This is a genomic window from Longispora albida DSM 44784 (assembly GCF_000379825.1).
GTDB lineage: Bacteria > Actinomycetota > Actinomycetes > Mycobacteriales > Micromonosporaceae > Longispora > Longispora albida.
In genome coordinates this window covers 222,081-247,167 of record NZ_KB903837.1, presented here as the reverse complement: position 1 = coordinate 247,167, position 25,087 = coordinate 222,081, and the positions used below count along the sequence as shown (strand labels likewise).

General features: G+C 70.8%; 14 protein-coding genes and 1 riboswitch. Of the genes, 9 read left to right on the top strand and 5 right to left on the bottom strand.

All coding sequences use genetic code 11. The features are described from left to right. Positions 1-17: 17 nt before the first annotated feature. Positions 18-1,931: a beta-propeller domain-containing protein gene (locus A3G1_RS0129325; protein WP_245563623.1), complete on the bottom strand. Its 1,914-nt coding sequence runs from the start codon at positions 1,929-1,931 to the stop codon at positions 18-20. Between the two features lie 254 nt (positions 1,932-2,185). Between A3G1_RS0129325 and A3G1_RS39170 the strand changes: the two genes are divergently transcribed. The 6 genes from A3G1_RS39170 (at position 2,186) to A3G1_RS0129290 (ending at position 15,595) form a co-directional block, all read left to right on the top strand. Further along, complete coding sequence (locus A3G1_RS39170) at positions 2,186-10,249, top strand: LamG-like jellyroll fold domain-containing protein (RefSeq protein ID WP_018353078.1); 8,064 nt, start codon at positions 2,186-2,188, stop codon at positions 10,247-10,249. Then, on the top strand, positions 10,231-10,560 hold the full coding sequence (locus tag A3G1_RS0129315) for a hypothetical protein (RefSeq protein ID WP_018353077.1): 330 nt from the start codon (positions 10,231-10,233) through the stop codon (positions 10,558-10,560). Before A3G1_RS39170 ends, A3G1_RS0129315 begins: the two co-directional genes overlap by 19 nt. A gap of 203 nt (positions 10,561-10,763) precedes the next feature. Beyond that, on the top strand, positions 10,764-12,968 hold the full coding sequence (locus A3G1_RS41535; protein WP_018353076.1) for a Dyp-type peroxidase: 2,205 nt from the start codon (positions 10,764-10,766) through the stop codon (positions 12,966-12,968). Next, the gene (locus A3G1_RS37395) at positions 12,961-13,371 is read left to right on the top strand and encodes a cupredoxin domain-containing protein (RefSeq protein ID WP_018353075.1); all 411 of its coding nucleotides are present in this window, start codon (positions 12,961-12,963) and stop codon (positions 13,369-13,371) included. The genes A3G1_RS41535 and A3G1_RS37395 overlap by 8 nt, the downstream gene beginning before the upstream one ends. 159 nt (positions 13,372-13,530) lie before the next feature. Then, the gene (locus A3G1_RS0129295; RefSeq protein ID WP_018353074.1) at positions 13,531-14,217 is read left to right on the top strand and encodes an MIP/aquaporin family protein; all 687 of its coding nucleotides are present in this window, start codon (positions 13,531-13,533) and stop codon (positions 14,215-14,217) included. Positions 14,218-14,422: 205 nt separating this feature from the next. Beyond that, the gene (locus A3G1_RS0129290; protein WP_245563622.1) at positions 14,423-15,595 is read left to right on the top strand and encodes a L,D-transpeptidase; all 1,173 of its coding nucleotides are present in this window, start codon (positions 14,423-14,425) and stop codon (positions 15,593-15,595) included. Between the two features lie 59 nt (positions 15,596-15,654). On the opposite strand, the gene A3G1_RS0129285 is transcribed toward A3G1_RS0129290, so the two are convergent. Genes A3G1_RS0129285 through A3G1_RS0129270 form a run of 4 tightly spaced genes read right to left on the bottom strand, consistent with a single transcriptional unit; the run spans position 15,655 to position 20,159 of the window. Continuing rightward, positions 15,655-16,254, bottom strand: a complete 600-nt coding sequence (locus tag A3G1_RS0129285; protein WP_018353072.1) for a precorrin-8X methylmutase — start codon at positions 16,252-16,254, stop codon at positions 15,655-15,657. 60 nt (positions 16,255-16,314) lie between these two features. After that, entirely contained in the window at positions 16,315-17,628 is a 1,314-nt protein-coding gene (locus tag A3G1_RS0129280; protein WP_018353071.1) for a cobyrinic acid a,c-diamide synthase CobB, read from the bottom strand. Between the two features lie 10 nt (positions 17,629-17,638). Then, positions 17,639-18,235, bottom strand: coding sequence for a cob(I)yrinic acid a,c-diamide adenosyltransferase (gene cobO, locus A3G1_RS0129275; protein WP_018353070.1), 597 nt, complete (start codon positions 18,233-18,235; stop codon positions 17,639-17,641). 19 nt (positions 18,236-18,254) lie between these two features. Further along, the gene (locus tag A3G1_RS0129270) at positions 18,255-20,159 is read right to left on the bottom strand and encodes a magnesium chelatase subunit D family protein (RefSeq protein ID WP_051110708.1); all 1,905 of its coding nucleotides are present in this window, start codon (positions 20,157-20,159) and stop codon (positions 18,255-18,257) included. A 94-nt stretch (positions 20,160-20,253) separates the two neighbouring features. Beyond that, positions 20,254-20,338, bottom strand: a riboswitch (cobalamin riboswitch). 199 nt (positions 20,339-20,537) lie between these two features. Between A3G1_RS0129270 and A3G1_RS0129265 the strand changes: the two genes are divergently transcribed. From A3G1_RS0129265 to A3G1_RS37390, 3 genes are all read left to right on the top strand, one after another. Continuing rightward, positions 20,538-20,975 carry a DUF4383 domain-containing protein gene (locus tag A3G1_RS0129265; protein WP_018353068.1) on the top strand — a complete coding sequence of 146 codons (438 nt, stop codon included), beginning with the start codon at positions 20,538-20,540 and terminating at the stop codon, positions 20,973-20,975. A gap of 83 nt (positions 20,976-21,058) precedes the next feature. Continuing rightward, the gene (gene gsmA / locus A3G1_RS0129260; protein WP_018353067.1) at positions 21,059-21,862 is read left to right on the top strand and encodes a sporangiospore maturation cell wall hydrolase GsmA; all 804 of its coding nucleotides are present in this window, start codon (positions 21,059-21,061) and stop codon (positions 21,860-21,862) included. 35 nt (positions 21,863-21,897) lie between these two features. After that, positions 21,898-25,086 carry an AfsR/SARP family transcriptional regulator gene (locus tag A3G1_RS37390; protein WP_157641480.1) on the top strand — a complete coding sequence of 1,063 codons (3,189 nt, stop codon included), beginning with the start codon at positions 21,898-21,900 and terminating at the stop codon, positions 25,084-25,086. The last annotated feature ends 1 nt before the right edge of the window (position 25,087 follow it).

Below are 25,087 nucleotides of genomic sequence, written 5' to 3'. Positions count from 1 at the left end.
GCGGCGGCCGGGGAGGGTCAGGAGAAGGTCACGGAACCCTTCTCGGCGAGGGTGCTGAGGTTGCTGGCGCGCAGGCCGGCCTCCGACACCGTCCACAGTGTGTCGCCGATGACCAGCGACCGGCGGATCTGGCCCCAGCCGTGGCTGATCCGGCCCAGCTCCTTGATGCCGGCCTGGTCGACCGACAGGCCGATCGCCTCGGAGCTGCGGCCGTAGACCGGGATCACCAGAAGGCCGGTCTTGGGCCAGTAGAGGAAGGCGTGCGGGTCGAACTCCGCCTCGGAGTGCGCGCCCTTCAGGTGGAACTGCGACAGGCGGGCAGGCTTCGCCGGGTCGGACACGTCGAACAACGACACCTGCGTACCCTGCGTGCGGCCCTGCTCGCTGGCCTCCTGCCCGACCCCGATCAGCCGCCCGTCCCCCGCCGGGTGCAGGTAGGCGGAGTAGCCGGTGATCTTCAGCTCGCCGGTGACGGCGGGCTTGGCCGGATCACGCAGGTCGAGCACGTACAGCGGGTCGACCTGGCGGAACGTCACCACGTACCCGACCGGGCCGGCGAACCGGACGGCGTAGATCCGCTCGCCCTTGCCCAGCCCGTCGACCTTGCCCGTCTCGGTGAGGTCGCCGCCCTTCTGGCTCAGCACGTACACCGCGCTCTGCGAGTTGCGCCCGGACGGGACCTCTCCGCCCCACACCCGGTTGTCGGTCGTGGTCGCGACGCGGAGCTTGCCGTCGTGCTCGGACAGCGAGTACTGGTTGAGCAGCCAGCCCGGCACAGCGCCGGCCGCGGCGAACTTCGGCCTGCCCGGCTGGGAGATGTCGAACTTGTACAGCTCGGTCCGCTCGCGCGGCTTCTCCCGGGTCTGGCCCTCCAGCCGCCACGTCCAGCGCCAGCGGTCGTCGTTGGCCACGTACAGGCTGCTGCCCGTCCCGTACACCGTCTCGCCGTCCGCGATGATCGTCACCGGCTGCCCGTCGGTGAGGCTCTGGGTCAGGCCCAGGCTGTAGACGGTCAGCATCGTCGCGCCGGAGTACGCCTCGGGGCGGCTGACCATCGCGCAGTCCACCCGGGTCTCCCTGACCTTGCCGTCGATGGTGACCCGCTGCCGGGGCAGCCAGTCCTCCGGGCCGGCCCGGTCGATCACCTTGCGGTTGGCCTCGACCCGGTCGGCGGGCGGGACGTTGAAACCGTCCAGCTTGAACTGGACCCGGGGTGCGGACTTCACGACGATCCGCGCCACGCCGCCGGACATCCGGGCATCCACATAGGACCCGTCGACCGTGAGCGTGCCCGTCACCTTCGGCTGGCCGGACAGGCTGACCTGGGTGAGCGTCGTCCCGTCCTGGTGACGGCCCGGCACCGGCTTCGCGTTCGCGTCGCCGTTGTCGTACGGCACGGCCCAGCCGCTGCGCGACATGACGAGCGCGTGGTCACCGGACAGGAACAGCTCGTCGGCGCCCCGATCCTCGAGACGCAGCTCGCCGGTCACCTTCATCGTGGCCGGGTCGGTGACCCGCAGGACGCCCCGCGTCACGGTCACGATCCGGCGCCCGTCGGTCTTCACCAGGTCGGGCTCGTCGACGCCCTGCTCGTGGACGTTCGTACCGGAGTAGTCCTCGCCCTGCTTCGGCGCCGCCCCGGAGTTCGGGGCCGCGCCCGGCGCGCCCTTCGCAATGCTGTCCTCGGCGGCCCCGCCGCGCATCGCGACCGCGCCGCCACCGAAGCCGTACGGGCCGACGGCAGCCTTCGCCGCCGACTTCAGGCTCTTCATCGCCGCGTCACACGAGTCGTACGCGACAAGCTTCAGCGTGCCCACCGGCACGCCAGGGTCACGGTACATCGGGCGGGTCTCCGCCTCGGGCGTACAGCCCGCCAGGGTCAGCCCGGCGGCCATTGCCAGGCTCAGTGTGCCCCAACTCCTGCGTCTCATGCCCGTTGGACGCAGCCGGTGGCCTGTCCGGTTCCCTGCTTCTGTGAGCATGCTCTCCGTGGAGTTTTCGACCCCGCTGGCCGAATCGGAACCGATATTTCGACCCTGCGCGGCCAAGCTGCCCGAATCTCCGCAAACCCCTGACGCTTCGGCTTATTGACCTGCGGTTTTCACTCTCGGTAACTTCTCGTCTCGCTGCTTCCAGGCCATCTCGGCTCTGCGGAAGGCTGCGTCAACGGGGAAAGGTGCACGGGGTGCGAGGCTGGAATTTCCGGCGGCTGGCTGCCGCCGCTGTCGTGGCTGTCCTGGGCGTGACCGCGCCGTCCACTTTCGACCCGGGCATGCCGGCCGCCGCCGCGCCGCCCGCGAAGCCGCAGTGCCCCGACGAGCAGCCCGGCGAGGCCTCGGCGCTGCTGACCGCGAAGCTGTGCAAGAAGAAGGTGCGGATCGCCGGGCTGACGTCCGCGACCGACGAGGTCTTCGCCAACCCTGACGGCACGAGGACCCTCCAGCGGCAGACCCGGCCGGTGCGCGCCGAGCACAACGGCACATGGCAGCCGATCGACACCACCCTGCGGTTCGCCGCAGACGGCTCCGTCGCGCCCGGCCTCGTGGGCGCCGACGTGAAGTTCTCCGGCGGCGGGGGCGGCGCTCTGGTGACGGCCGGCAAGAACGGGACGGAGCTGTCGCTCGGGTCTCCCGTCGGCCAGCTGCCGAAGCCGACGCTCGACAAGGACACGGCCACCTACGCCGAGGTACTGCCCGGCGTGGACCTCCAGGTCACCGCCAGCGCCGACGGCTTCTCGGAAGTCCTCGTGGTCAAGAACCGCGAGGCGGCGAAGAACCCCGCGCTGAAGAAGCTCGCGTTCCCCACCACGACCAAGGGCCTCACCGCGAAGAGCGGGGACGGCAAGCGCGTCGACTTCACCGACGGCGCCGGCCGCAAGGTCGTTTCCACGTCCTCGGCCGAGATGTGGGACGCGGCCTCGGAGCGGGCTTCGTCTTCCGGGAGCCAGTCGCAGCCGCAGTCGCGTTCCGGCGTGCAGGCGAAGGCGGCCCCCGCCGCGCCGCAAGCTCAGGGCAAGCGCGCCGTGATGCCGGTGGCCGCGACGGGTACCGCGATCGAGCTGACCCCGGACGCCGCGATGCTGGCCGACCCGGCGACCGAGTACCCGGTGAAGATCGACCCGCTGTTCACCTTCGGCCCGCACGGCTGGTGGTACGTGGACTCGGGCTGGCCGGGCAACCCGTACCGCAACACGGGTGAGTGGGCGCCGGCTGGCACCTACAACGGTGGCGCGAACAAGAAACGCTCGTTCTTCAACTTCGAACTGTCCGGCATGGGCAGCTACCGGTTCATCAACCAGGCGACGTTGAAGGCGAAAGAGGTCCACGCGTGGAGCTGTTCCGCCCGTGAGGTGGAGCTGCACCGGACGTACTGGGTGCCGGACAACACCTCGTGGAACCAGCAGCCGGCCTCCAACTGGTGGGTCGACAACCGCAACGTCGCCTACGGCTACTCCTCGTCGTGCCCGGCCAGCTGGGTCACGTGGGACGTCACGGCGGCCCTGCAGGACAACCAGAACAAGGGCTACACCGCGATCTCGTTCATGCTCAAGGCGAAGAACGAGACCGACGACTTCTCCTGGAAGAAGTTCGACCCGAACCTGGTGCTCGAGGTCAACTTCAACGCACGCCCCGAGGTGCTGGGCCGGTCCACCGGCGCGCTGACGCAGTGCGTCTCCGGTACGGGGCGCCCGCACCTGAGCACCCTCACGCCGCAGCTCAACACGGTCGTGGGCGACGACGACGGCGACCACGTCCGGTCCAAGGTCGAGGTGTTCCGGTCCGGCGGAGCGATCGTGTGGAGCGGCCAGTCGGACTTCGGCCCGCCTGGTACGTCACGTTCGGTGACCGTGCCAGCCGGCGTGCTGGCCGAGGGCAGCAGTTACGGCTGGCGAACCACAGCTGACGACGGGAAGACGTCGAGTTCCGAAGGCATGAACAGCGGGACATGGACGAGCTTCTGCGAGTTCACTGTGGACACTGTGAAGCCGGCCGCCCCGTACGTGTGGTCGCAGGACTACCCGGCGAACGGGCTGTGGGGCTACGGCGCCGCCGGCCAGGCCGGCAACGTCCTGATCTCCCCCGCCTCGCAGCGCTCCGGCCCGGTCGCGCGCTGGTCGTTCAACGACGGCGCCGGCGCCGTGGCCGCCGACTCCTCAGGCAGCAACCGCCCGCTCACCCTCACGGGGATGTCGTGGGCTCCGGGCCAGGCCGCGCAGGCCGTGTCCATGACCGGTTCGGGGCTGGGCACGACAACCGGGCCGGTGTTCCGGACCGACCAGTCCTACAGCATCTCCGCGTGGGCCAAGCTGACCGACAAGAACCAGACCCAGGTCATCGCCTCGGCGGACAACCCGTCCGGGACCTTCAACCCGTTCTACTTCGAGTACAACAAGTGGGCCGACCGGTGGGTGCTCACCGCGCCCGGCGCTGCCACCGGTAACCCCGGATGGTCGTACGTCCAGTCGCAGAACACGGCCCAGGCAGGCGTCTGGACGCATCTGACCGCGACCTTCGACGCGCCCAGCCGCACCTTCAAGCTGTACGTCAACGGCAACCTCGAAGGCACCAACACCAACGTCACTTCCTGGCAGGCCCAGACTCCTGGTTCGCTCCACATCGGACAGGCGAAGAAAGCCGAGCACTTCTCCGGCTCGATCGACGAGCTCAAAGCGTGGAACCGGACGCTGAACGCCGACGAGGTCGCTGGCCTGATGGCCAACACCGGCCACTGGGCCTTCGAGGAGACCTCCGGAGCCACCGCCGCCGACGCCTCCGGCTACGGCAGTTCTCTCACCCTGACCGGCGGCTACTCGCGCACTACAGGCCCGTCCGGCTCAGCCCTGGCCTTCGACGGCACCGGGCTCGGCACAGCCACCGGCGTGTCGATCGACACGGCAGCCAGCTACACCATCTCGGCATGGGCGAAGCTGACCGACAAGAACCAGACCCGGGTCATCGCAACGGTCGACAATCCGGGTGGCACGTTCAATCCGTTCTACTTCGAGTACAACAAGGGCGCTGACCGCTGGGTCATGACCGCTCCGGGCTCTGGCACGGCCGGCGCCGGCTTCAACTACGTTCAGTCGGCCAACGTCGCCCAGGCTGGGGTGTGGACGCATCTGACAGCCACGTTTGACGCCCCCACCAGGACATACCGGCTGTACGTCAACGGCAAGCTCGAAGGCACCAACAACAACGTCACGGCGTGGCAGCCTGCGACGCCCGGACTTCTCCATGTTGGACAGGCCAGAAGTGCCGAGCATTTCGCGGGTGCGATCGATGAGCTGAAGGTCTGGAACCGGGCGCTGGCCCCGGAGGAGATCATCCCTCCTGCAGACGTGGCCGCCTACACCTACCAGCTCGACACCGACACCGCCCCGAAGGAGTACGCGGCGACGGGGTCGGCCTGGGTGCCGGTCACGCCGTCCGAGGACGGGCCCCGGACTCTGACGGTGCGGGCGAAGGACAAGGCCGGCAACCTGTCGGACCCGGCGATGTACAAGTTCAACGTCGGGCGGGCCGGTCTCGTGCAGCCGGTGCAGGGCGCGAACGTGGTGTCGCGGGCGAAGCTCCAGGTGTCGGCCGACCCGTCGTACACCAAGGTCACGTTCCAGTACCGGCGCGGGCCGGGCGGCACGATCCTCGACGTTCCGGCCGCCCACCTGCGCACAGGCACGGGTACCCAGGTCACCGCACTCCCGGCGAGCGTCGCCGGCCTCGGTAGCTACGCGATCTGGAACGCCGCCGACACCCTCGGCACCGTCGGCGGCGTCGTGCAGGTCCGCGCCCGCGTCCACACCGAGACGGGTACCACGTATGACGGCGGCTGGACCACCATCAACGTCGACCCCAACGGCGACGGCGCTGCCAGCACCGACATCGGCCCTGGCAGGGTCAACCTCCTGACCGGCGACTACTCGATCGACTCCACCGACACCGATGAGCTGGGCCTGAAGGTCGGCCGCGCGTCGTCGTCCCGTGAGCCCGCCGACGGCTGGGTCAAGCAGGGCGAGCGCCTCACCCCGGCCCAGCAGCAGGTCACCGACCTCAGCGGGCTGACGGGCGGGCAGGCTGGCGTCGCCAGGGTCACCACCCGTGGCCAGGCGTCATCCACCGACTCGGCAGAGCTCAGCCCGGCCGGTGCCGACTCCTACGCCGCGCTCGGCGGCGACAACGGCGCGCTGCGGCTGGCCATGAAGCCCGGCAAGCGCTACCGCGCGACCGCCTGGATCTACGTTCCCGAGACCACCGGACTGAACCCCGCTAACGGCCGCGGCCTGCGCGTCATGGGCTTCGCCAAGGACGCCACCGGCACGTACCGCGAAGCCATGTCCACCCAGGCCGCCTGGACCGGCGCCTGGCAGGAACTCACCGTCGACCTCGACGTACCGGCCGGTGCCACGGAAGCCTTCTTCCGCCTCTACAACGGCCACACCACCGCCGACAAGAAGGTCTATTTCGACAACCTCTCCGTTCGTGAGGTCATCGCCCCCTTCGGCCCCCAGTGGCGGGGTGGCGTGGTCGACGGCACGGCTGAGCAGGAGTTCTCCAGCCTGGAGTTCCCCGAGGCCGAGGTCGTGAAGATCAATGCGGTGGCCGGCGGCTTCCTGACCTTCGCGCGCAACAACGCCGGCCAGTTCTTCGCCGCCCCGGGCGCGGAGAACTACAGCCTGGTCAAGGTGTCCGACGCCGAGTACCGGCTCAAGGAACTCGACGGCACCACGACCTCCTTCACCAAGCAAGGCGAGAAGTTCGCCGTGTCGTCGACGTGGACGGCTGACAGCAACTCGACGACCCGCTACCTCTACGACACCACCGACAACCGCTCGCTCGTCAAGCGCGTGATCAACCCGCAGGAGCCCGGCACTGGTGACTGTGCGGCCGCCACTCCGGCGCGCGGCTGCGAGGTGCTGGAGTACGACTACGCGACCGCGACCACCGCAGCGGCCGGCACGCTCGGCGACTTCACCGACCGGGTCCGCTCGGTCAAGGTGTGGACGTGGGACCCGGCAGCCGGCGCGGTCACGCCGGTCGAGGTCACCCGGTACCGGTACGACGAGCAGGGCCGGCTGCGCGAGGTGTTCGACCCGCGCCTGGCGTCCCCGTTGAAGACCAGCTACGAGTACGACGTCGCTGGCCGGGTCACCAGGGTGACCGGCGCCGGCGAGCTCCCGTGGATGTTCGACCACGGCAAGGCCGGAACCGACCCCTCCGAAGGCCGGCTGCTCAAGGTCCGCCGCTCCTACCTCACGCAGGGCACGAAGGACAGCGTCGAGGGTGAGAACACCACGCAGGTCGTCTACAACGTCCCGCTGACCCGCGGGGCCGGTGGCCCGTACGACCTGGACCACGCGGCCATCAGCACGTGGGCGCAGAAGGACCTGCCGACGGACGGCACCGCGATCTTCGGCCCGGAGAGCAACCCGGGCACGGCGTCGGCCACAGCGGCCGTGCCGGGTGCCGACGGCTACAGGTACGCGACCGTCCACTACCTCAACGCCAACGGCCAGGAGACCAACACCGCCACTCCCGGCGGAGACATCGACAGCCAGGTATATGACAAGCACGGCAACGTGGTCTGGTCGCTGGAGGCCGCCAACCGGGCAATCGCACTTGGTACCCACCCTGAGGCCGCCCGCTACGCTACCGAGCTCAACCTGCCGGCCGACCCGGCGGCCAGGGCGGCGCTGCTGTCCACTGTGAAGGCCTACGGGACGGACGGCGTCGACCTGGTCGACACGCTCGGGCCGCGCGTCCCGATGGTGCTGGAGAACGGCCTCACCGACCCGACCGGCACGAACCCGGCCCTGCCCGCCGGTACCAAGGTCCTCGCCCGGGCGCACGAAACCCTCTCGTACGACGAGAACAAGCCCGACGGCGCCGCATACCACCTGGTGACCACCGAACGCGAAGGCGCGACGGTCGACGGGTACCCGGACGCGGACACCAAGGTCACCCGCACGGGCTACGGCGCCGAGCGCGGCGGAACCTCCGGCTGGGTACTGAAAAAGTCAACGTCGACGACGACCGAAGCCGGCACGGCCTTCACCGTCTACGACGCCTCGGGCCGCGTGCTGACCTCGTGGGGCATCGGTTCCACGGGCTCCGACTCACGAGCCAAGCAGACGATCTACTACACCGCCGGCACCGGCAGCGGTGACACGCGCTGCGACAACCGTCCCGAGTGGGCAGGACAGCCGTGTGTCACCCGCTCGGGTGGCCCCGTGACCGGGCACGACCCGGCCAGGATGAGTAGCGAACTGCCAGTCAAGTTCGTCGAGGAATACTCGCGGTTCGGGGAGCCGACCCGAGTGTCCGAGTCGGCCGCGGGCAAGAGCCGCAAGACTGTCACGACCTTCGACGGCGCCGACCGGATCACGAAGGTGGAGATCACCTCGGACGAGGGCGTGGCCGTTCCGGCACTCACGACCGAGTACGACGCCAGCGGCCACGTGTCGCGGACCTTCATGGGCACCGCGACGATCATCCGCGAGTACGACGCCCTGGGGCGGCTGGTCAGCTACACCGACGCCGACGGCGGCGTGACCCGGTCGGAGTTCGACCGGTACGGCAAGCCGGCCAAGGTCAGCGACAACACCGGCTCGTCGACCTACGCCTACGACCGGGCCGCCGAACCGCGCGGACTGCTCACCTCCGTCACCGACTCGGTGGCCGGGACCTTCGGCGCGAAGTACTCCCCGGATGGCAAGCTCACCGAGCTGACCTACCCCGGCGGCATCACCCGGAGGGACCGCCTCGACGCGGCGCTGAACCCGATCGAGCGCACCTACACGCGCGACTCGGACGGGACCACCCTCTACGCGGAATCCGTTGTGGAGAACTCCCAGGGCCACTGGGTCGACCACAACTACACGGGCGGCTCGAAGAAGTACGGCTACGACGGCGTGGGCCGGCTGGCGAGCGTGCAGGAGACCGGTACTGCCGGGCAGTGCGTGACCCGGCAGTACCAGTACGACGCGCGGACCAACCGGACCGGCAAGTCCACGTACTCGGCCGCCGCCGACGGGGCCTGCCAGACCGGGACGGCCAGCGCGACCTCGTCGCACACGTACGACTCGGCCGACCGGCTCACGGACCCCGGCTACAGCTACGACGCTTTCGGCCGGACCACTGCCGCGCCGGGCGGGCTCACCAACGCGTACTACGCCAACGACCTGGTCGCCGCCCAGCAGACGGCGGACACCCGGCAGACGTGGACGCTGGACCCGAAGCACCGTTTCCGTGGCTTCACGACGGAGAAGCTCGTCAACGGGGCCTGGTCGAACGCCACGACGAAGCTCAACCACTACGGCGACGACTCCGACGAGCCCCGGTGGATCGTCGACGACACGACGCTCGGCAAGGTCACCCGGAATGTCTCCGGCCCCGACGCCGACCTGGTCGCCACGTCGTCGGCGACCGGAGACGTCCGGCTCCAGCTCGCCAACCTGCACGGCGACGTAGCGCTGACGATCGACCCGGCGGGCACGACACCGCAGGTCCTGTCGTACGACGAGTTCGGCATCCCGGCGGCTGGCCAGGCCCAGCAGCGGTACGGCTGGCTCGGCGGCAAGCAGCGGTCAGCCGAGGCGCTGGGCGGGGCGATCCTGATGGGCGTCCGGCTCTACTCCCCGGAGACCGGCCGCTTCCTCCAGGTCGACCCGGTACCGGGCGGCTCGGCCACCGACTACGACTACTGCAACGCCGACCCGGTCAACTGCACCGACCTGGACGGACGCTGGGGCTGGAAGAAGATCCTGGGCAAGGTCGCCAAGGTCGCCTCCATCGCCGCAGTGATCCCCGGCCCGATCGGCATGATCGCTTCGGGCGTCGCAGCAGTGTCCTACGCCGCGACAGGCAACTGGAAGATGGCTGCGGTCATGACTGCCGGAATTGCCCTTAGCGCTGTCGGGGCTGGCGCTGCTGTCATGGCGTACCGCGCTTCACGCATCGTCAAGGCAGCCAGAGCAACCCAGGGCATGAGCGGCGGCATCCGAGCGACTCGGGCAGTTTCCAAGCTCGCGGGTAAGAAATGGGTTCAGCGTGGCGCCACGAAGACTGTGGCAGACAAGGGCGGGACACGGCTGCTCTCGAGCGACAAACTGAGGCAGTATCGCTCGCCTGAGTACAAGAAGAAGCTGGGCACATGGCAGTCCAACTTTGAATCCCGGCCTACAGGCAAGGGGAAGATGGTCAACAATTATCACGTGACGCACAGGAAGCCCCGGAAATGGGCACCGTGGTGGTAAGTGACCTCGGGAGGTTCAACGACAAGATCGCTTTCGTGCGCACCGAAAGCGGGGAACAGGGTTTCCTGTTGGTTCATGTCCAGACGTTGTCCTGGTCCGACGGAACGGCCACAACCGGCGTGGACTTCAGCCTGGTGCTCCGCAACAGGTCTGGAGTCTGGTCGTTCAGCGATCGGGCAGATCCGGACGACGCCGATGCTCCTGCCGAACTAGCGAGCGGGCGCGTGGACTGGTATGGGCGCGTTCTCCGGGTTGAACGCTGGCTTGAGGGAGCGGAAGCTACGGCGGTGTTCAGCGAACATTTTGCCTAGCCTCGCTGCACACACTCCCCTCAGTTTCGACGGACCGGGCGGGACCTGACTCAAGGCAGGTCCCGCCCGGTCCGGCCGCAAGGTCCTCACCCTCCGGCAATCCAGGCCAATCCCGCGCAGTTGCTGGAACCAGCAGCAGGACGAAGGACGACTACCTGGCAGAATGACGCGTTCCACCCCTCGCCCCCTGGGAGGTCCCCCGCATGCGCCGGTTCGCGGTACTGCTCGCTGTCGCCGCTGTGCTGGTGCTGGCCACGCCCGCGCCGGCCGGGGCGCACACCGTCGGCGGCGTGGGGGCGACGAACTTCCGGACGACGCTGTCGGCTCTGGTACCGGGGGTGGCGGGCGCCGAGCTGCGCGTGATCGAGAACGGGAGCCGGCTGGAGCTGCGGAACACCGGGGCGGCCGAGGTGACCGTGCGCGGGTACGCCGACGAGCCGTATCTGCGGGTCGGCCCGGACGGGGTGTTCGAGAACCAGCAGTCGCCGGCGACGTACCTGAACCGCAGCCGGTTCGGCCAGGTCAAGGTACCGGCGGGCGTGAATCCGAAGAACCCGCCGGTCTGGAAGAAGTCGAGTGCCGAGCCGGTGCACCGCTGGCACGACCACCGGATCCACTGGATGCTGACCACCCTCCCCGCTGCCGTGGCCGACCAGCCGGACCAGCCGCATCGCGTGACGGAGTGGAGTATCACGATCACGCAAGGCTCGGTGACACACACCGCGACCGGCACGCTCGACTGGGTACCGGGGCCGCAGCCGTGGGGCTGGCTCGCCGTCGCCGTGGCCGGCACACTCCTCGTGGGCACGCTTGGCCTGCTCCGGCGGCCGTACCCGGCGATGATCGCGGCCACGCTTGTCATGCTGGTCGCGGACGTCGTGCACGCCGCCGGCATCGCGCTCGTGACGCCCGGCTCGGTGATCGAGCGGGTCGGCGCGTTCATCGGCGGCGACCTGCTCCAGGTGACGTGCTGGCTGGTACTGGCCGCCGCGCTGTTCTTCCTGCGCAAGAAGCACAGTGCCGGCGTGTGGCTGGCCGCTGGCGGGTCGGCCATGATCGCGCTGACCAGCGGGGTCGCGGACGCGCCCGTGCTGTGGCGGTCCTCCGCGCCGTTCGCGTGGGACATCACGCTGAACCGGGCGACGCTGAGCCTGACGATCGCGTTCGGGTTCGGTCTGCTGCTGGCGCTGCCGGTGTTCCTGTGGCGGCAGAAGCGGGTGGTCGCCGACGCCGAAGACACGGTTGCCGTGCCACGGCGGCGGGTGCTGGAGCTGGCCGGGGCTGCCGGGCTCGGCGGCGTCGCCGGAGCGGCCGTCGGCTTCGCGAGTGCGCCCGAGGGTGAGCGACCCGGGGCTCGCGACGGTGGTGGCCAGGCCGCAGCAGGTACAAAGAAGAAAATCGTCAGCCACAGCGGACCCCGGCAGGCGGGAATCACCGAACCACGGCAGGCCTATGCCTGGGTTGGCGGTTTCGATCTGGTGCGGTCAGGGCAGCCGAAGCCGCCGAAGGACCTGATCCGGCAATGGATGCAGACGTCAGCACAGCTGGCAGCCGGCGGCGCCGGCCAGACGATGATCGGCGCCGGATTGGGCGCTACGGGGCTGACTGTGACCATTGGTTACGGGCCCTCGCTGTTCGAGAAGCTCGGAATGCAGATGCCTGCCGCTCTCGAACCCCTGCCGGCCTTTCCCGGTGACGCCCTGGATCCGGCGCGCAGCGATGGCGACCTCGGGCTGGTGATCGCCGCCGATGACGCGCTGGCGGTGCAGGAGGCGGTCCGCACGCTGACCAGGCTCGCGGCCGGGGTCGCCGTGCCGCGCTGGGGCATGTCCGGCTTCGCCTCCTCGGCCGGCGGCACCGGCACGCAGCGCAATCTGATGGGCCAGCTCGACGGCACGAACAACCCCAAACCCGCTGACGCCGATTTCGCCCAGCGCGTTTTCGCGGCTGACGGCTGGATGCGCGACGGCTCCTATCTGGTCGTACGCCGGATCCGCATGCTCCTCGGCTCCTGGGAAGGCCTCGACCGCGCGGCCCAGGGCAAGGTCATCGGGCGCGGCATCGCCGACGGAGCCCCGCTGAGCGGCGGCACGGAATTCACCCCGGCCAATTTCGGAGCGACGAAGGACGGCCAGCTCGCCATTCCGGGCAACGCGCATGTCCGGCTCGCAGCTCCAGCATTCAACAACGGGGCCGCGATGCTGCGGCGCGGTTTCAACTATGCCGACGCGCCGGATGATTCCGGGCTGCTTTTCCTTGCGTACCAGGCTGATCCGCGCACCGGCTTCGTCCCCGTGCAGCGCAAGCTCGCCTCTTCCGACGCGCTGAACTCTTTCATCCGGCACGAGTCCAGCGCGCTGTTCGCCGTGCCCGGTGTGGCTGGCCTGCTGGGGGTTTTCGATGCGTAAGGCTGCTGTCCTCGTGCTTCCGCTGCTGCTCGGAGGCTGTGCGGTGTGGGGCCCGGAGGGCGGGCCCAGCGGGACCGGGCAGGCTGCTCCCTCCGCGGCGGCCAGTACTGCTGGTGAGGCCACGGCTGGCACGGACGGCGTGCAGCGGATCACGGTCACTGTGGACGATCAGCTCCGCTTCTCGCCGTCGGTGGTGCGGGCGCGGACCGGGACGATCGAGTTCACCATCAGGAACACCGGGGCGACCCCGCACACGTTCGGCGTGCTCAGCGAGCGGATCGACAACGTCAACGGCGGGGACAGCCGGACACTCCGCGTGACGGTGGACCGGCCGGGCACGTACCCGTTCCCCTGCGCCTACCACGTGTCGAGCGGGATGAAGGGGACGCTGGAGGTCCGCTGAGGACAGTGCCCGACCGCCGGCCGCACGCCCACTGCCGCTGGGCGATAGATCACTGCCGATCGGCGCATCTGCCCGCCCGGGCGAAGTCAGTCCACTGTGACATAGCTCACGCTGTATGCAACTCGCTGTAGTTGCTACATCACCCTATGGAGGTGTGCGATGAGCATCCAGATCCGGCGCCTGCTTGCCGAGGCGCTCGGCACCTTCATCCTCGTGTTCTTCGGCGCGACCGCCGCAGTCGGCGCGGCCAGCGGAGCCTACGGCTCGGCTGTCGGCTACGCCCTCGCACTCGCCCTCGGCCTCTGGCTGGTCGGCGGGGTCTCCGGCGGTCACCTCAACCCGGCCATCACGCTCGCCCTGGCGGTGCGCGGCCGGTTCGCCTGGCGCGACGTGCCCGGCTACATCGTCGCCCAGCTCGTCGGCGGCATCCTGTCCGCACTCCTGCTCTGGGGCGTGCTCGGCGCCAAGGGGGCCGGCCTCGGCGCTACCTCGCTCAACCGGGGCACCAGCGTCTGGGAGGGCCTGCTCGCCGAGGGCCTCGCGGCGGCACTCCTCGCGGCCGTGTACTACTGGGGCTACGTCGGCGGCGGCCTGTCCGGCGGGCTCGCCGGGCTCGGCACCGGCCTGGCCTACGGCACCGGCATCCTCGCCCTGAGCAGCTTCACCGGCGCCTCCGCCAACCTGGCCCGCAGCCTGGCCCCCGAGGTCGGCCTGAGCCTGTCCGGCGGGGCAGCCAACTGGGGCGAGCTCTGGGTCTACCTGGTCGGCCCGGTGATCGGCGCCCTGGTCGGCGTCTACCTGGTCGACTACGTCCTCAGGGCGAACGCCTCCTCCAACGCCGACTGACCCACGGTCTCCCGCTGACCCGGTGTCTCCCCCTGACCCCGCGTCTCCCGAGACAACGCCTCCCGCGGCACGCCGCCCTCCCGGGTACTTTGCACCCGGGAGGGTGGCTTTGCGCGCTTATGCCAGTCTATGTCCTGGTGTGATAAGCAACCCCGGCAGGGCCAGCGCCGACCGGGTACCGTAAGCCAACATGGTGGGCAACTATGTGGCTAGACGCGTACTGATCGCGGGCGTGCTGTCCGTGACCCTCACGGCTCTCGCGGCGTGTGGCTCCGGCGACGGGGACAAGAAGCCGTCGGGCAGCGGCTCCGGCGGGGGTACCGCTCCGGCCAGCAAGGCGGCCCCGGTGGACGTCGTCCCGGCCGACAAGGCCACCGGCGTCGCCGTCTCCGCCGAGATCGAGGTGAAGGGCAACAAGTCGGCCGGCGTCGAGCTGAGCAGCGACAAGGGCCCGGTCAAGGGCGAGGCGCGCAAGGACGGCAGCTCGTGGGTGCCCGCGGAGCCGCTGGCCTACGACACCACGTACACCGTGAAGGTCGGCGGCCAGAGCACCACCTTCACCACGATGTCGAAGCCGGGTAACCGGGTTTCGGTGCACCACTACCTGAAGGAAGGCGGCACCTACGGCCAGGCGATGCCGATCGCGCTGGAGTTCAAGGAGGCCATCCCGAAGGAGTCGCGCGCGGCCGTCGAGAAGCGGCTGTTCGTGACGAGCGAGCCCGCCCAGGTCGGCGCGTGGCGCTGGCAGAGCGGCACGCACCTGGAGTACCGGCCGAAGGAGTACTGGCAGCCGGGCACGAAGGTCAGCATGCGGCTCGGCCTCGGCGGGCTGCCGCTGGGTGGCGGGAAGTTCGGCCAGTTCGACGTGACGTCCAGCTTCTCCATCGACTCGCAGAAGCGTGAGCTGGTCGTCGACAACGCGAGCAAGCAGATGGTCGCCATGCTGGACGGCGCGCCGGTGAAGACGATGCCGGTCAGCCTCGGCAAGCCCAGCAAGCCGTCCTTCCACGGCAAGATGGTCATCATGGAGAAGCTGGACAAGACGGTCTTCGACTCCGGCACGTACGGCGTGCCGTCCAACTCCACCGACGGCTACCGGACCGACGTCGAGTTCGCCCAGCGGATGAGCTGGGACGGCCAGTTCATCCACTCCGCCTCGTGGTCGGTGGCCGACCAGGGCGTGCGGAACGTGTCGCACGGCTGCATCAACATGTCCCCGGAGAACGCGAAGTGGACGTTCGAGTTCACGAAGGTCGGTGACCCGGTGACCGTGAAGAACACCGAGCAGGGCCTGACCCAGGGCAACGGCTGGACGTCCTGGGACCTGAGCTGGGACGACTTCCTCAAGGGCAGCGCGCTCCCGCCGCCGGCCGGGTAACAGCCAGAGCGGAAGAAAGGGGGGTGCCGGAACCGGCACCCCCCTTCTTACCTGTCGTCTCAGATGTCCATCGGGCCGTAGATGAGCGCGTTCACCGCTGCCGCCGCGACGACGGCGCCGCCACGGGCGCTGCGGTTGGAGATGGCCGGGAGCCCGCTGTCGCGCAGGGCCGCCTTGGCCTCGGCGGCTCCGACATACCCGACGGGGAGGCCGATCACCAGGGCCGGCCGGAGCACTCCGCCCTCGGCCAGCCGCAGCAGCTCCCACAGGGCCGTCGGCGAGCTGCCCACCACCCACACCGCCCCGTCGGCGACCCGCGCGGCGGCCAGCTGGAACCCGGCGGCCGGCAGCGTGATCCCGGTGCGGGCCGAGACGTCGTACGCGGCCTCGCTGCCCATCAGGCACAGCGAGGGATAGGCGGCGATCCCGGCGGTGACGGTGGGGGCGTCGACGACCAGCGGCGCGCCGGAGTCGAGGGCCTCGGCCCCGGCGGCCAGCGCCCTCTCGTTCAGCACGAGGTCGGCAGGCCAGGTCTCGTCGGCGCTGGTGTGCATGATCCGTTCGAGGACGTCGCGGCTCCGGGGTGCCAGGCCACTGGTGTCACATGCGGCTCGTAGCCGCCGGTAGGACTCGGCTTCGATCGGGTGCGTGGTTCTCACGTGTCCACTGTAGTCGGACAGTACCGGGCATCATAAAGCGAGTGTGACCTTATCGTCACTTCAGGTGAGCACGGAACCCGCCAGCCGCCCCGCGATATCGGGCATACCCGCCCAATGCAGGTGCAGGTACGAGGCGTGCACCCCGCCCTGCACGAAGCCCTCCGGCCCCTCCCTGCGGTACCAGGCCGGGCTCGCCCCAGCCCCCGGCTCCACAGTGGTCCGGTGGAACTCGTGGCCGGTCAGCCGGGTACCGGCCGGGCCGAGCCAGCTGTCCGTCGCCGCCACGGCGTCCCGGTACCCGAGGGTCAGCCGGGGTGTCATCCGCGCCTCGGCGTCGATCACCCCGCACATCGGCGCGCCGTCCAGCGACCTCGCCAGCCACAGCAGGCCCGCGCACTCGGCCGCGACCGGCGCGCCGCTGGCTGCCAGGGCGGCCACGGCCCGGCGGAGCGGCTCGTTGGCGGACAGCTCACCCGCGTACACCTCGGGAAAACCGCCACCCACGACCAGGCCGGACGTGCCGTCGGGCAGTTTCTCGTCGCGCAGCGGGTTGAAAGTGACCACAGTGGCCCCGGCCGCGGTGAGCAGCTCGGTCGTCTCCGCGTAGCCGAAGGTGAAGGCGGGCCCGCCAGCGACAGCGATGACCCGCCCGGTCGGCGGCGCGACCGGTGCCGACCACGGCTCCACGGACAGCGGCGGCGCGGTGGCCGCCACGGCCATCACCGCCTCGGCCAGCGGATCGAGCAGCGCGGCCTGCGCCTCGACCCCGGCCAGCGCCTCGGCTGACCGCTCAGCGGCCGGCACTAGCCCGAGATGCCGCGACGGGGCGGCCACGGCGGCGAGACGCTGGATCGCGCCCAGCACCGGCATGCCCACCTCCTCGCACGCCTCGCGGAGCAGCGCCTCGTGCCGGTCGGAACCGACCCGGTTGAGGATCACCCCTGCGATCCGGGGCGCGCCGGGGAACGACCGGAAGCCGTGCAGCAGCGCCGCGATCGACCGGCTCTGCGAGGACGCGTCGACGACCATCACGACCGGGGCGTCGAGCAGGTGCGCGACGTGCGCCGTCGAGCCCTCCTCCGTGGCGCCCCGGCCGTCGTACAGGCCCATCACGCCCTCGATGACCGCGACGTCGGCCCCGGCCATCCCGTGCGCGAACAGCGGCCCGACCAGCCCCTCGCCGACCATCACCGGGTCGAGGTTGCGGCCGGGCCGCCCGCAGGCCAGCGCGTGGTAGCTGGGGTCGATGTAGTCCGGCCCGACCTTGAAGCCGGCCGGCCGGTGCCCCCGGACCCGCAACGCTGCCAGCAGCCCGGTCGCGACGGTGGTCTTGCCGTGGCCGGAGGCCGGAGCTGCGATGACGACCCGCTTCACGCCTTCACGCCTACCATTCGATGCCGCGCTGGCCCTTACGCCCCGCGTCCATCGGGTGCTTGGTCTTGCCCATCTCCGTCACCAGGTCGGCGGCGTCCATCAGCTCGTCCTTCGCGTACCGGCCGGTGATCACCACGTGGCCGCCCGGCCGGGCGCGCAGGGTCTCGACGACCTCCTCGGTGGACACCCAGCCCCAGTGCATCGGGTACGTGAACTCGTCCAGCACGTAGAAGTCGTAGGTCTGCGCGGCGAGGTCCCGCTTGATCTGCGCCCAGCCCTCAGCGGCCTCGGCCGCGTGGTCGCGCTCGTCGCCGGGCCTGGCCAGCCACGACCAGCCCTCGCCCATCTTGAACCAGTCGACAGTGTTCTTCCCGGCCTCGCCCAGCGCCCGGAACGCCTTCTCCTCGCCGACCTTCCACTTCGGAGACTTCACGAACTGGAACACACCGATCGACCAGCCGGCCGACCAGGCGCGCAGCGCCATGCCGAACGCCGCCGTCGACTTGCCCTTGCCCAGCCCGGTGTGCACGGCCAGCACCGGCTGGGTCCGGCGCTGGCGGGTGGTGAGGCCGTCGTCGGGTACGTTTTCAACCTTGCCCTGCGGCATGAGTTCTCACTCCTCCTGATTAGGCGGCCAGGGCGGCGCCACGCAGCCCGGCAGCGGAGATGTCGGACAGCACGACGTGCTCTGCGCGCAGCTGGACGGCCAGCCCGGCGGCCATGCCCAGGCGGACGTGGCCCTGTTCGCAGTCGACCACGATGCTCGCCACGCCAGACGCCGCCAGCCGTGCGGCGGTGGCGGCCGGGGCCGGGCCTGAGGTCGAACGGCCGTCGGTCACGACGACCAGCAGCGGGCGGCGGCTCGGATCCTTGAGGCGTTCCACGCGCAGCGTCTCCTCGGCGCGGCGCAGGCCGGCGTCGAGCGGCGTGCGGCCGCCCGTGCGGACGTGCTTCAGCCGGGCCGCGCCAGCCTCCACACTGGACGTCGGCGGCAGGACCAGCTCGGCCTCAGCGCCTCGGAAGGTGATCAGGCCGATCTTGTCGCGGCGCTGGTAGGCGTCCATGAGCAGGGACAGCACGGCGTCGGTCACCGCGCGCAGCCGCTGCCGGGCCGCCATCGACCCCGAGGCGTCCACGACGAACAGCACCAGATTCGCCTCACGGCCCTTGCGGACCGGCGCGCGCAGGTCCTGCGTGCCCACCGACGAGCTGCCGCGCTGCGCCGCCGCGCGCACCGTCGCCACCAGATGCAGCCCGGTCAGGCTGGGATCGGGCCGTCGCGCGCCGACCACCCGGCCATTTCTCGTGTACGCGGGCGAGCGCCGCCCCGCGGCACCCTGGCCCGTCCCCGGCACGGAGAACAGCCGGGCCTTGTACGGCTTGCCCTCGCCGTGCTGCTTGCCCTCGGGAGCCTGACCCTGACCGGCCGGCGCCTGCTGCGGCTGGGCCTGGCTGCCCTGGTCACCCTGGTCACTCCGGCTGCCCTCCGGCTCGCCCGGATCGGGAGCGCCGCCCCCGGGACCGTCGTCGTCGGGGCCATCCTCTTCGTCTTCAGTGGACGGTGGCGGGTCCTGGAGCGCGTCCTCCAGGGTCTCCTCGTCGAGGCCTGGCGCGTCGAAGGGATCACGCCGGCGGCGGTGCGGCAGAGCGAGCCGGGCGGCTGCCCGTACGTGGTCAGCCGTGACCTCCTCCAGCCCTTCCCAGGCGGCGAGCGCGATGGCTGTGCGGGCGACCACGAGGTCCGCGCGCAGCCCGTCCACGTCGAAGGCGGCGCAGACCTGGGCGATCCGCAGCAGCTCGGCGTCGGGCAGGCGTACGCCGGCCAGCCGTTCCCGCGCGGCGGCGATCTGGGTGGCCAGGGCCGCGTCGGCCTCGGCCCACTGGCCGGCGAAGTCAGCCGGGGCGGCCTCGTACGCGAGCCGCCGCCGGACCACCTCCACCCGCTCCGTGGCCTCGCGCGGCGCGCGCACCTCGACCGTCAGGCCGAACCGGTCGAGCAGCTGGGGCCGGAGCTCGCCCTCCTCCGGGTTCATGGTGCCGACCAGCAGGAACCGGGCGGCGTGGCGTACCGAGACGCCGTCGCGCTCCACGTGCGCCTCACCCATCGCCGCCGCGTCGAGGAGCGCGTCGACCAGGTGGTCTGGCAGCAGGTTGACCTCGTCGACGTACAGCGCGCCCCGGTGCGCGGCGGCCAGCAGGCCCGGCGTGTACTTCGTCCGGCCGGCGGTCAGCGCCTGTTCCAGGTCGAGCGAGCCGAGCAGCCGGTCCTCTGTCGCGCCGACCGGCAGCTCGACGAGCCGGGCCGGGGCCGAAGACGTCGCGCCGTGGCTGGCCGCGTCGGGACAGTGCTGGTACTCACGGCCGGGCGCGCAGGAGAACCGGCAGCCGCCGAGCACGTCGAGCTCCGGCAGCAGCCGGGCGAGCGCACGGACCATAGTGGACTTCGCGGTGCCCTTCTCGCCCCGGACGAGCACGCCGCCGATCGCTGGCGAGACGGCGTTGAGCAGCAGGGCCAGCCGCAGATCGGCCATGCCGACCACAGCGGAGAACGGGAAGGGTTCCACAGGCGAGGTCCTCTCCGCGGGTGTCCACGCCCGCGAATAGCAGTGTCACTGGTGGCAGCGGAAGTTCCTGACTTCTGGCAGGCCGTCGCTGCGGCGCTGCCGTTCACACAGTGGCGGGACCGTGCCGGATTCACACCGGCTTCCTTGCCTGCTGCCCGCCTCATGCTTGCCTATCGGGTCGTGTTCCGTCAAAGAGCGGCTGTCCGGTACAGAGTCATTCAGTGCACTTTGGTATATCGCGACATGGCGGGCTGGGGTTAGCGGCCGGGCGGTACGGGTAGCCGTCCATTGACCGGGCCTGATCGCCATAGGTACATTTGGCATTAATAGGAAAGAAGGTGCATCATGGCGACTCATCGTTCGCACCTGAGCCTCACGGGCATGCAGTCACCGGCCAGGGCGCTCGCTGCCGCGATCGGGGCCGTCTTCCTGCTGGTCGGCGTCCTCGGCTTCATCCCTGGCATCGTCACGGACTACGACATGCTCCAGTGGGCCGGACACGAGGGCCACGCCAAGCTGCTCGGCCTCTTCCAGGTGACCGTGCTGCACAACCTCGTCCACCTGCTCTTCGGGGTGATCGGCCTGGCCATGTCGCGCACCAGCGCGATGGCCGGGGTGTTCCTGATCGGCGGCGGGCTGGTCTACCTGGCGCTGTGGATCTACGGCCTGGTCATCGACCGGGAGACCGCGTGGAACTTCGTCGGGCTCAACTCGGCGGACAACTGGCTCCACATGGGCCTCGGCCTGGGCATGGTCATCCTGGGCCTGCTGTCCCGCAGGTAGATCAAATCAGCTAAATGAGCTGATTCGACCAAAACGCCCCCAGCCTGGGGTTACCGTGAGTAAACCCAGGCTAGGAGGGTGCCATGCGATCGATCTGTGTAATCGCGGGGGCGGTACTCGGCGCACTGGTGTCAGTACCAGCACAGGCGGCCCCGGCTGGAGGGGCCACCGCGAGCACCTGGGACATACCACTCAACATCCGCTCAGCGCCCGATTCCGGGGCCAGGCGGCTCGGCACGATCGCCAACGGCGGTCCGGTACCGGCCGAGTGCCAGGTGACCGGCCAGTGGGTCAGCGGGAAGGTCCGCAACAGCAACAAGTGGGACCGGCTGCCGTCCGGCGGGTACGTGTCGGACGCCTACGTCTCGCGGCCGGGTGCCCTGCCCGACTGCTCGTCCCTGCCCGCCGCCGGGGCCAGGCCCGCGCCCGGCGGGTTCATCGGCTCGGCGGTCGAGCCCGCCCGGTCGAGCCGGGCCACGTACGGCGTGCCGGTTTCGGTGACCATCGCCCAGGCGATCCTGGAGTCCGGCTGGGGCGGCAGCGACCTGGCCCGCAAGGACCACAACCTGTTCGGCATCAAGTGCTTCGGCTGGCCGGGCCCGATCGCCGTCAAGTGCGCCTCGTACCGCACCAGCGAGTGCAAGGGGACCCGGTGCTACCGGACGACGGCCCAGTTCCGCTCGTACCGGTCGGAGGCCGACTCCTTCGCCGACCACGGCCGCTTCCTCCGGGTCAACGACCGCTACGCGGGGGCCTTCCGGCACACGGGGAATCCGGACGAGTTCGCCCGGGCCATCGCGAGGGCCGGGTACGCCACCGATCCCCAGTACGCGCAGAAAATAGTAAACGTGATGAAAGCAAATAATCTCTACCAATACGACGTGTAGTGATCGACAGCGAGCGCTGGGTTAGCCTTTCGGCCATGCGGCTGAGCGTCCTGGGCACTGTGGAACTCCGGGTCGGTGGCGAGCCCATCGACCTGGGTCAGCGGATGGAACGGTGCCTGCTCGGTGTGCTCGCCCTCGACCCTGGCCAGCCCGTGCCCACCGGGCGGCTGATCGAGCTGCTGTGGGGCGGCAATCCCCCGGCCAGCCCGCGCAGCGCCCTCCAGGTACACGTCTCCCGGCTGCGCAAACGGCTCGCCGCCGCGCCTGCCTTCCGGCTCACCCGGCGCGGCGACGGCTACGCGCTCGACGCCGATCCGGCCGCTGTGGACGCCTGCGAGCTGCGCAGGCTGGCCGCCGAGGCCCGCGCGGCCGAGGACCTGACCGCCCGGGCGGCGCTGCTGGAGCAGGCCGGGAACCTGGGTACCGGCCCGCTGTTCGGCGAGGCGGCCACCGAGGCCGTTGCCGAGCAGTTCCGGCCGGCCTACGAGGAGCTCGCGCTGTCGGTCACCGAGCTGCGGCTGGAGACCCAGCTGGCCCTCGGCGCGCACCACGAGCAGCTGCCGGAGCTGGCCGAGCTGACGGCCCGCCACCCGCTGCGGGAACGCTTCGCCGAGCTGTACATGCTGGCCCTGTACCGGTCCGGGCGCCGCGCCGACGCGCTCGACGCCTACCACCGGGCTGGCGGGGCGCTCCGCGGCGAGCTGGGGCTGAGCCCCGGCCCCGCGCTGGAGAACCTGCACGTGGCGATCCTCCGGGACGACCCGGCGCTGGCCGCACCCGAGCGCGAGGTTCCGTCCCGGCCAGCGCCAGCCCAGCTCCCGCCCGCCATCGGGGACTTCACGGGCCGCGAGCCAGAACTGTCCGAACTGGACGGACTGCTCCCCCACGACGAGGAGGCGCCATCGGGGCTCGTGCTGGTGAGCACGGTGGCCGGTACCGGCGGGGTGGGCAAGACCGCGCTGGTGCTGCACTGGGCGCACCGGGTACGCGACCGGTTCCCCGGCGGGCAGCTCTTCCTGAACCTGCACGGCTACTCCCACGCCCCGGCGCTGAGCCCGCTGGAGGGGCTGTCCAGGTTCCTGCGGGCCCTGGGTGTCCCGGCGGAGGAGGTCCCGCTGGACCTGGACGAGGCCGCCGCGCTGTACCGGACCCTGATGGGCGGCCGCCAGGTGCTCGTCGTGCTGGACAACGCCGGCAGCGCGGAGCAGGTACGCCCGCTGCTGCCCGGCAGCCCCGGTTCGCTGGCCGTGGTGACCAGCCGTGACCGCATGGCGGGCCTGGTCGCCAGGGACGGCGCGCGCCGGATGAACCTGGGCGTGCTCAGCCCGGCCGAGTCGGCTGCCCTGCTGTCCCGGCTGCTGGGCCCGGGCCGGGTCGCCCGTGAGCCGGAGGCAGCCGCCGAGCTGGCCGGGCTGTGCGGGCACCTCCCGCTGGCCCTGCGGGTGACAGCCGCGTACCTGGCCGACGAGCCGGGGCTGAGCCTCGCCGGGCACGCAGCGACGCTCCGGGACGGCAGCAGGCTGACAGCTCTGGAGCTGGAGGGCGACGAGCCTTCGTCGATCCGGGCGGCTTTCGGGCTGTCGTACGAGAAGCTGCCGGCCCAGGCCTCGGAGCTGTTCGGGCTGCTCGGGCTGGTACCGGGCCCGGACTTCACCGCGCAGACCGCTGCCGCGCTGGCCGGTACGGAACCCGGGCACGCCGTGCAGCTGCTCGACCGGCTCGCCGCCGCGCACCTGGTGGAGGACACGGGAGGCGGCCGGTACGCGCTGCACGACCTGCTCCGCGAGTACGCGGCAGAGAAGGCCACCGGAAGCACCGAGCCGCTGCGCGGGTTGTCCCGCCACTATCTCGGCCGGGCAGCCGCAGCGGCCGAGCTGCTGTACCCGCAGATGCTGCGCCTGCCGGTCCCCGCAGAGCCGGACGTCTTCGCCGGCCCGCCCGCCGCGCTGTCCTGGCTGGACACCGAGCTGCCCGGCCTGCTCGCCATGATCCGCTCGGACGGGGCCGAGGTCGCCTGGCTGCTCGCCGACCTGCTGCGCGGCTACTTCTACACCCGCAGCGACGTGGTGAGCTGGCAGGCTGCCGCGACCGCCGGGCTGGCGGCCGCCACGGCGGCCGGGGACCTTCGCGGCCAGGCAGCCGGGCTGATGAGCCTCGGCCTCCTCCGCCTGTGCACCGGCGATCTGGCCCAGGCGATGCCGGCCTACGAGCGGGCCGCCAGCCTCAGCCGCGAGGACGGCTGGCTGGCCGGCGAGGCCGCCGCGCAGGGCAACCTCGGGCACGGGTACTTCATCACAGGCGACATGCCGGCGGCCGAAGCCTGCCTCACCCGGGCACTGGAGCTGAACAGGGCGACCGGCCAGCGCAACAGCGAGGGCCTGAACCTCAACAATCTCGGCACTGTCCATCTGCGCCAGGGCCACCTGAACCAGGCCCGCACGTGCTTCGAGGAGTCGGCGGCACTGCACCGCGAGACGGGGGCGCTCGCCGCGCTGGTCCTCCCGCTGGACAACCTGGGCACGATCGCGCTGTGGCAGGCCCGGCTCGCCGACGCCGAGGCCTTCTACCGTGAGGCGCTGGACGTGGCCTCGCAGACCGGCAACATCCCCCAGGCCCAGCACGCCCGGGTCGGCCTCGCGGAGGTCGCGCTGGTGCTGGGCAGGTACGACGAAGCTCTTGCCCTCGCTCTTGAGGCCCTGGACCTGGCCCGGCAGGGCTCGGATCCGCTGATGGAGTCGACGGCGGCAGGCTGGGCGGGAATCGTCCTGTCCGCACAGGGCAGTGACGAGGAGGCCGCCCAGCGGTTGCGCGGGGCCCTGGACGCCCTGCCGGAGGACCAGCACGGCCCGGCGCAGACCGAGCAGCTGTCCTACGCCGCCGGGCTGGAGTGCCGGGCAGGCAGGCTGGCAGAGGCGCGCTCGATGGCCGAGCGCGCGGTGGCCGGCAGCCAGCTCCCTGGCCGGGGCGTGGTCGAGTCCACGGCGCGGGCGCACCTGGCCGCCATCCTGATCGCCTCGGGTGATCTGGCCGGGGCCGCCGAGCAGGCCCGGCTCGCGGTACGGCTGGGCCGGCAGTTCGGCACGCCGCTGCGGGAGGCGCTGGGGCTGGTGATGCTGGGCCACGCGACCGGCGACCCTGCGCACCGGCGGGCGGCACTGGAGATCTACACGGCGGCCGGGGTGCCCCAGCCGATGAGGGACGATCAGTGGCCGGCTCTCCGTTAAC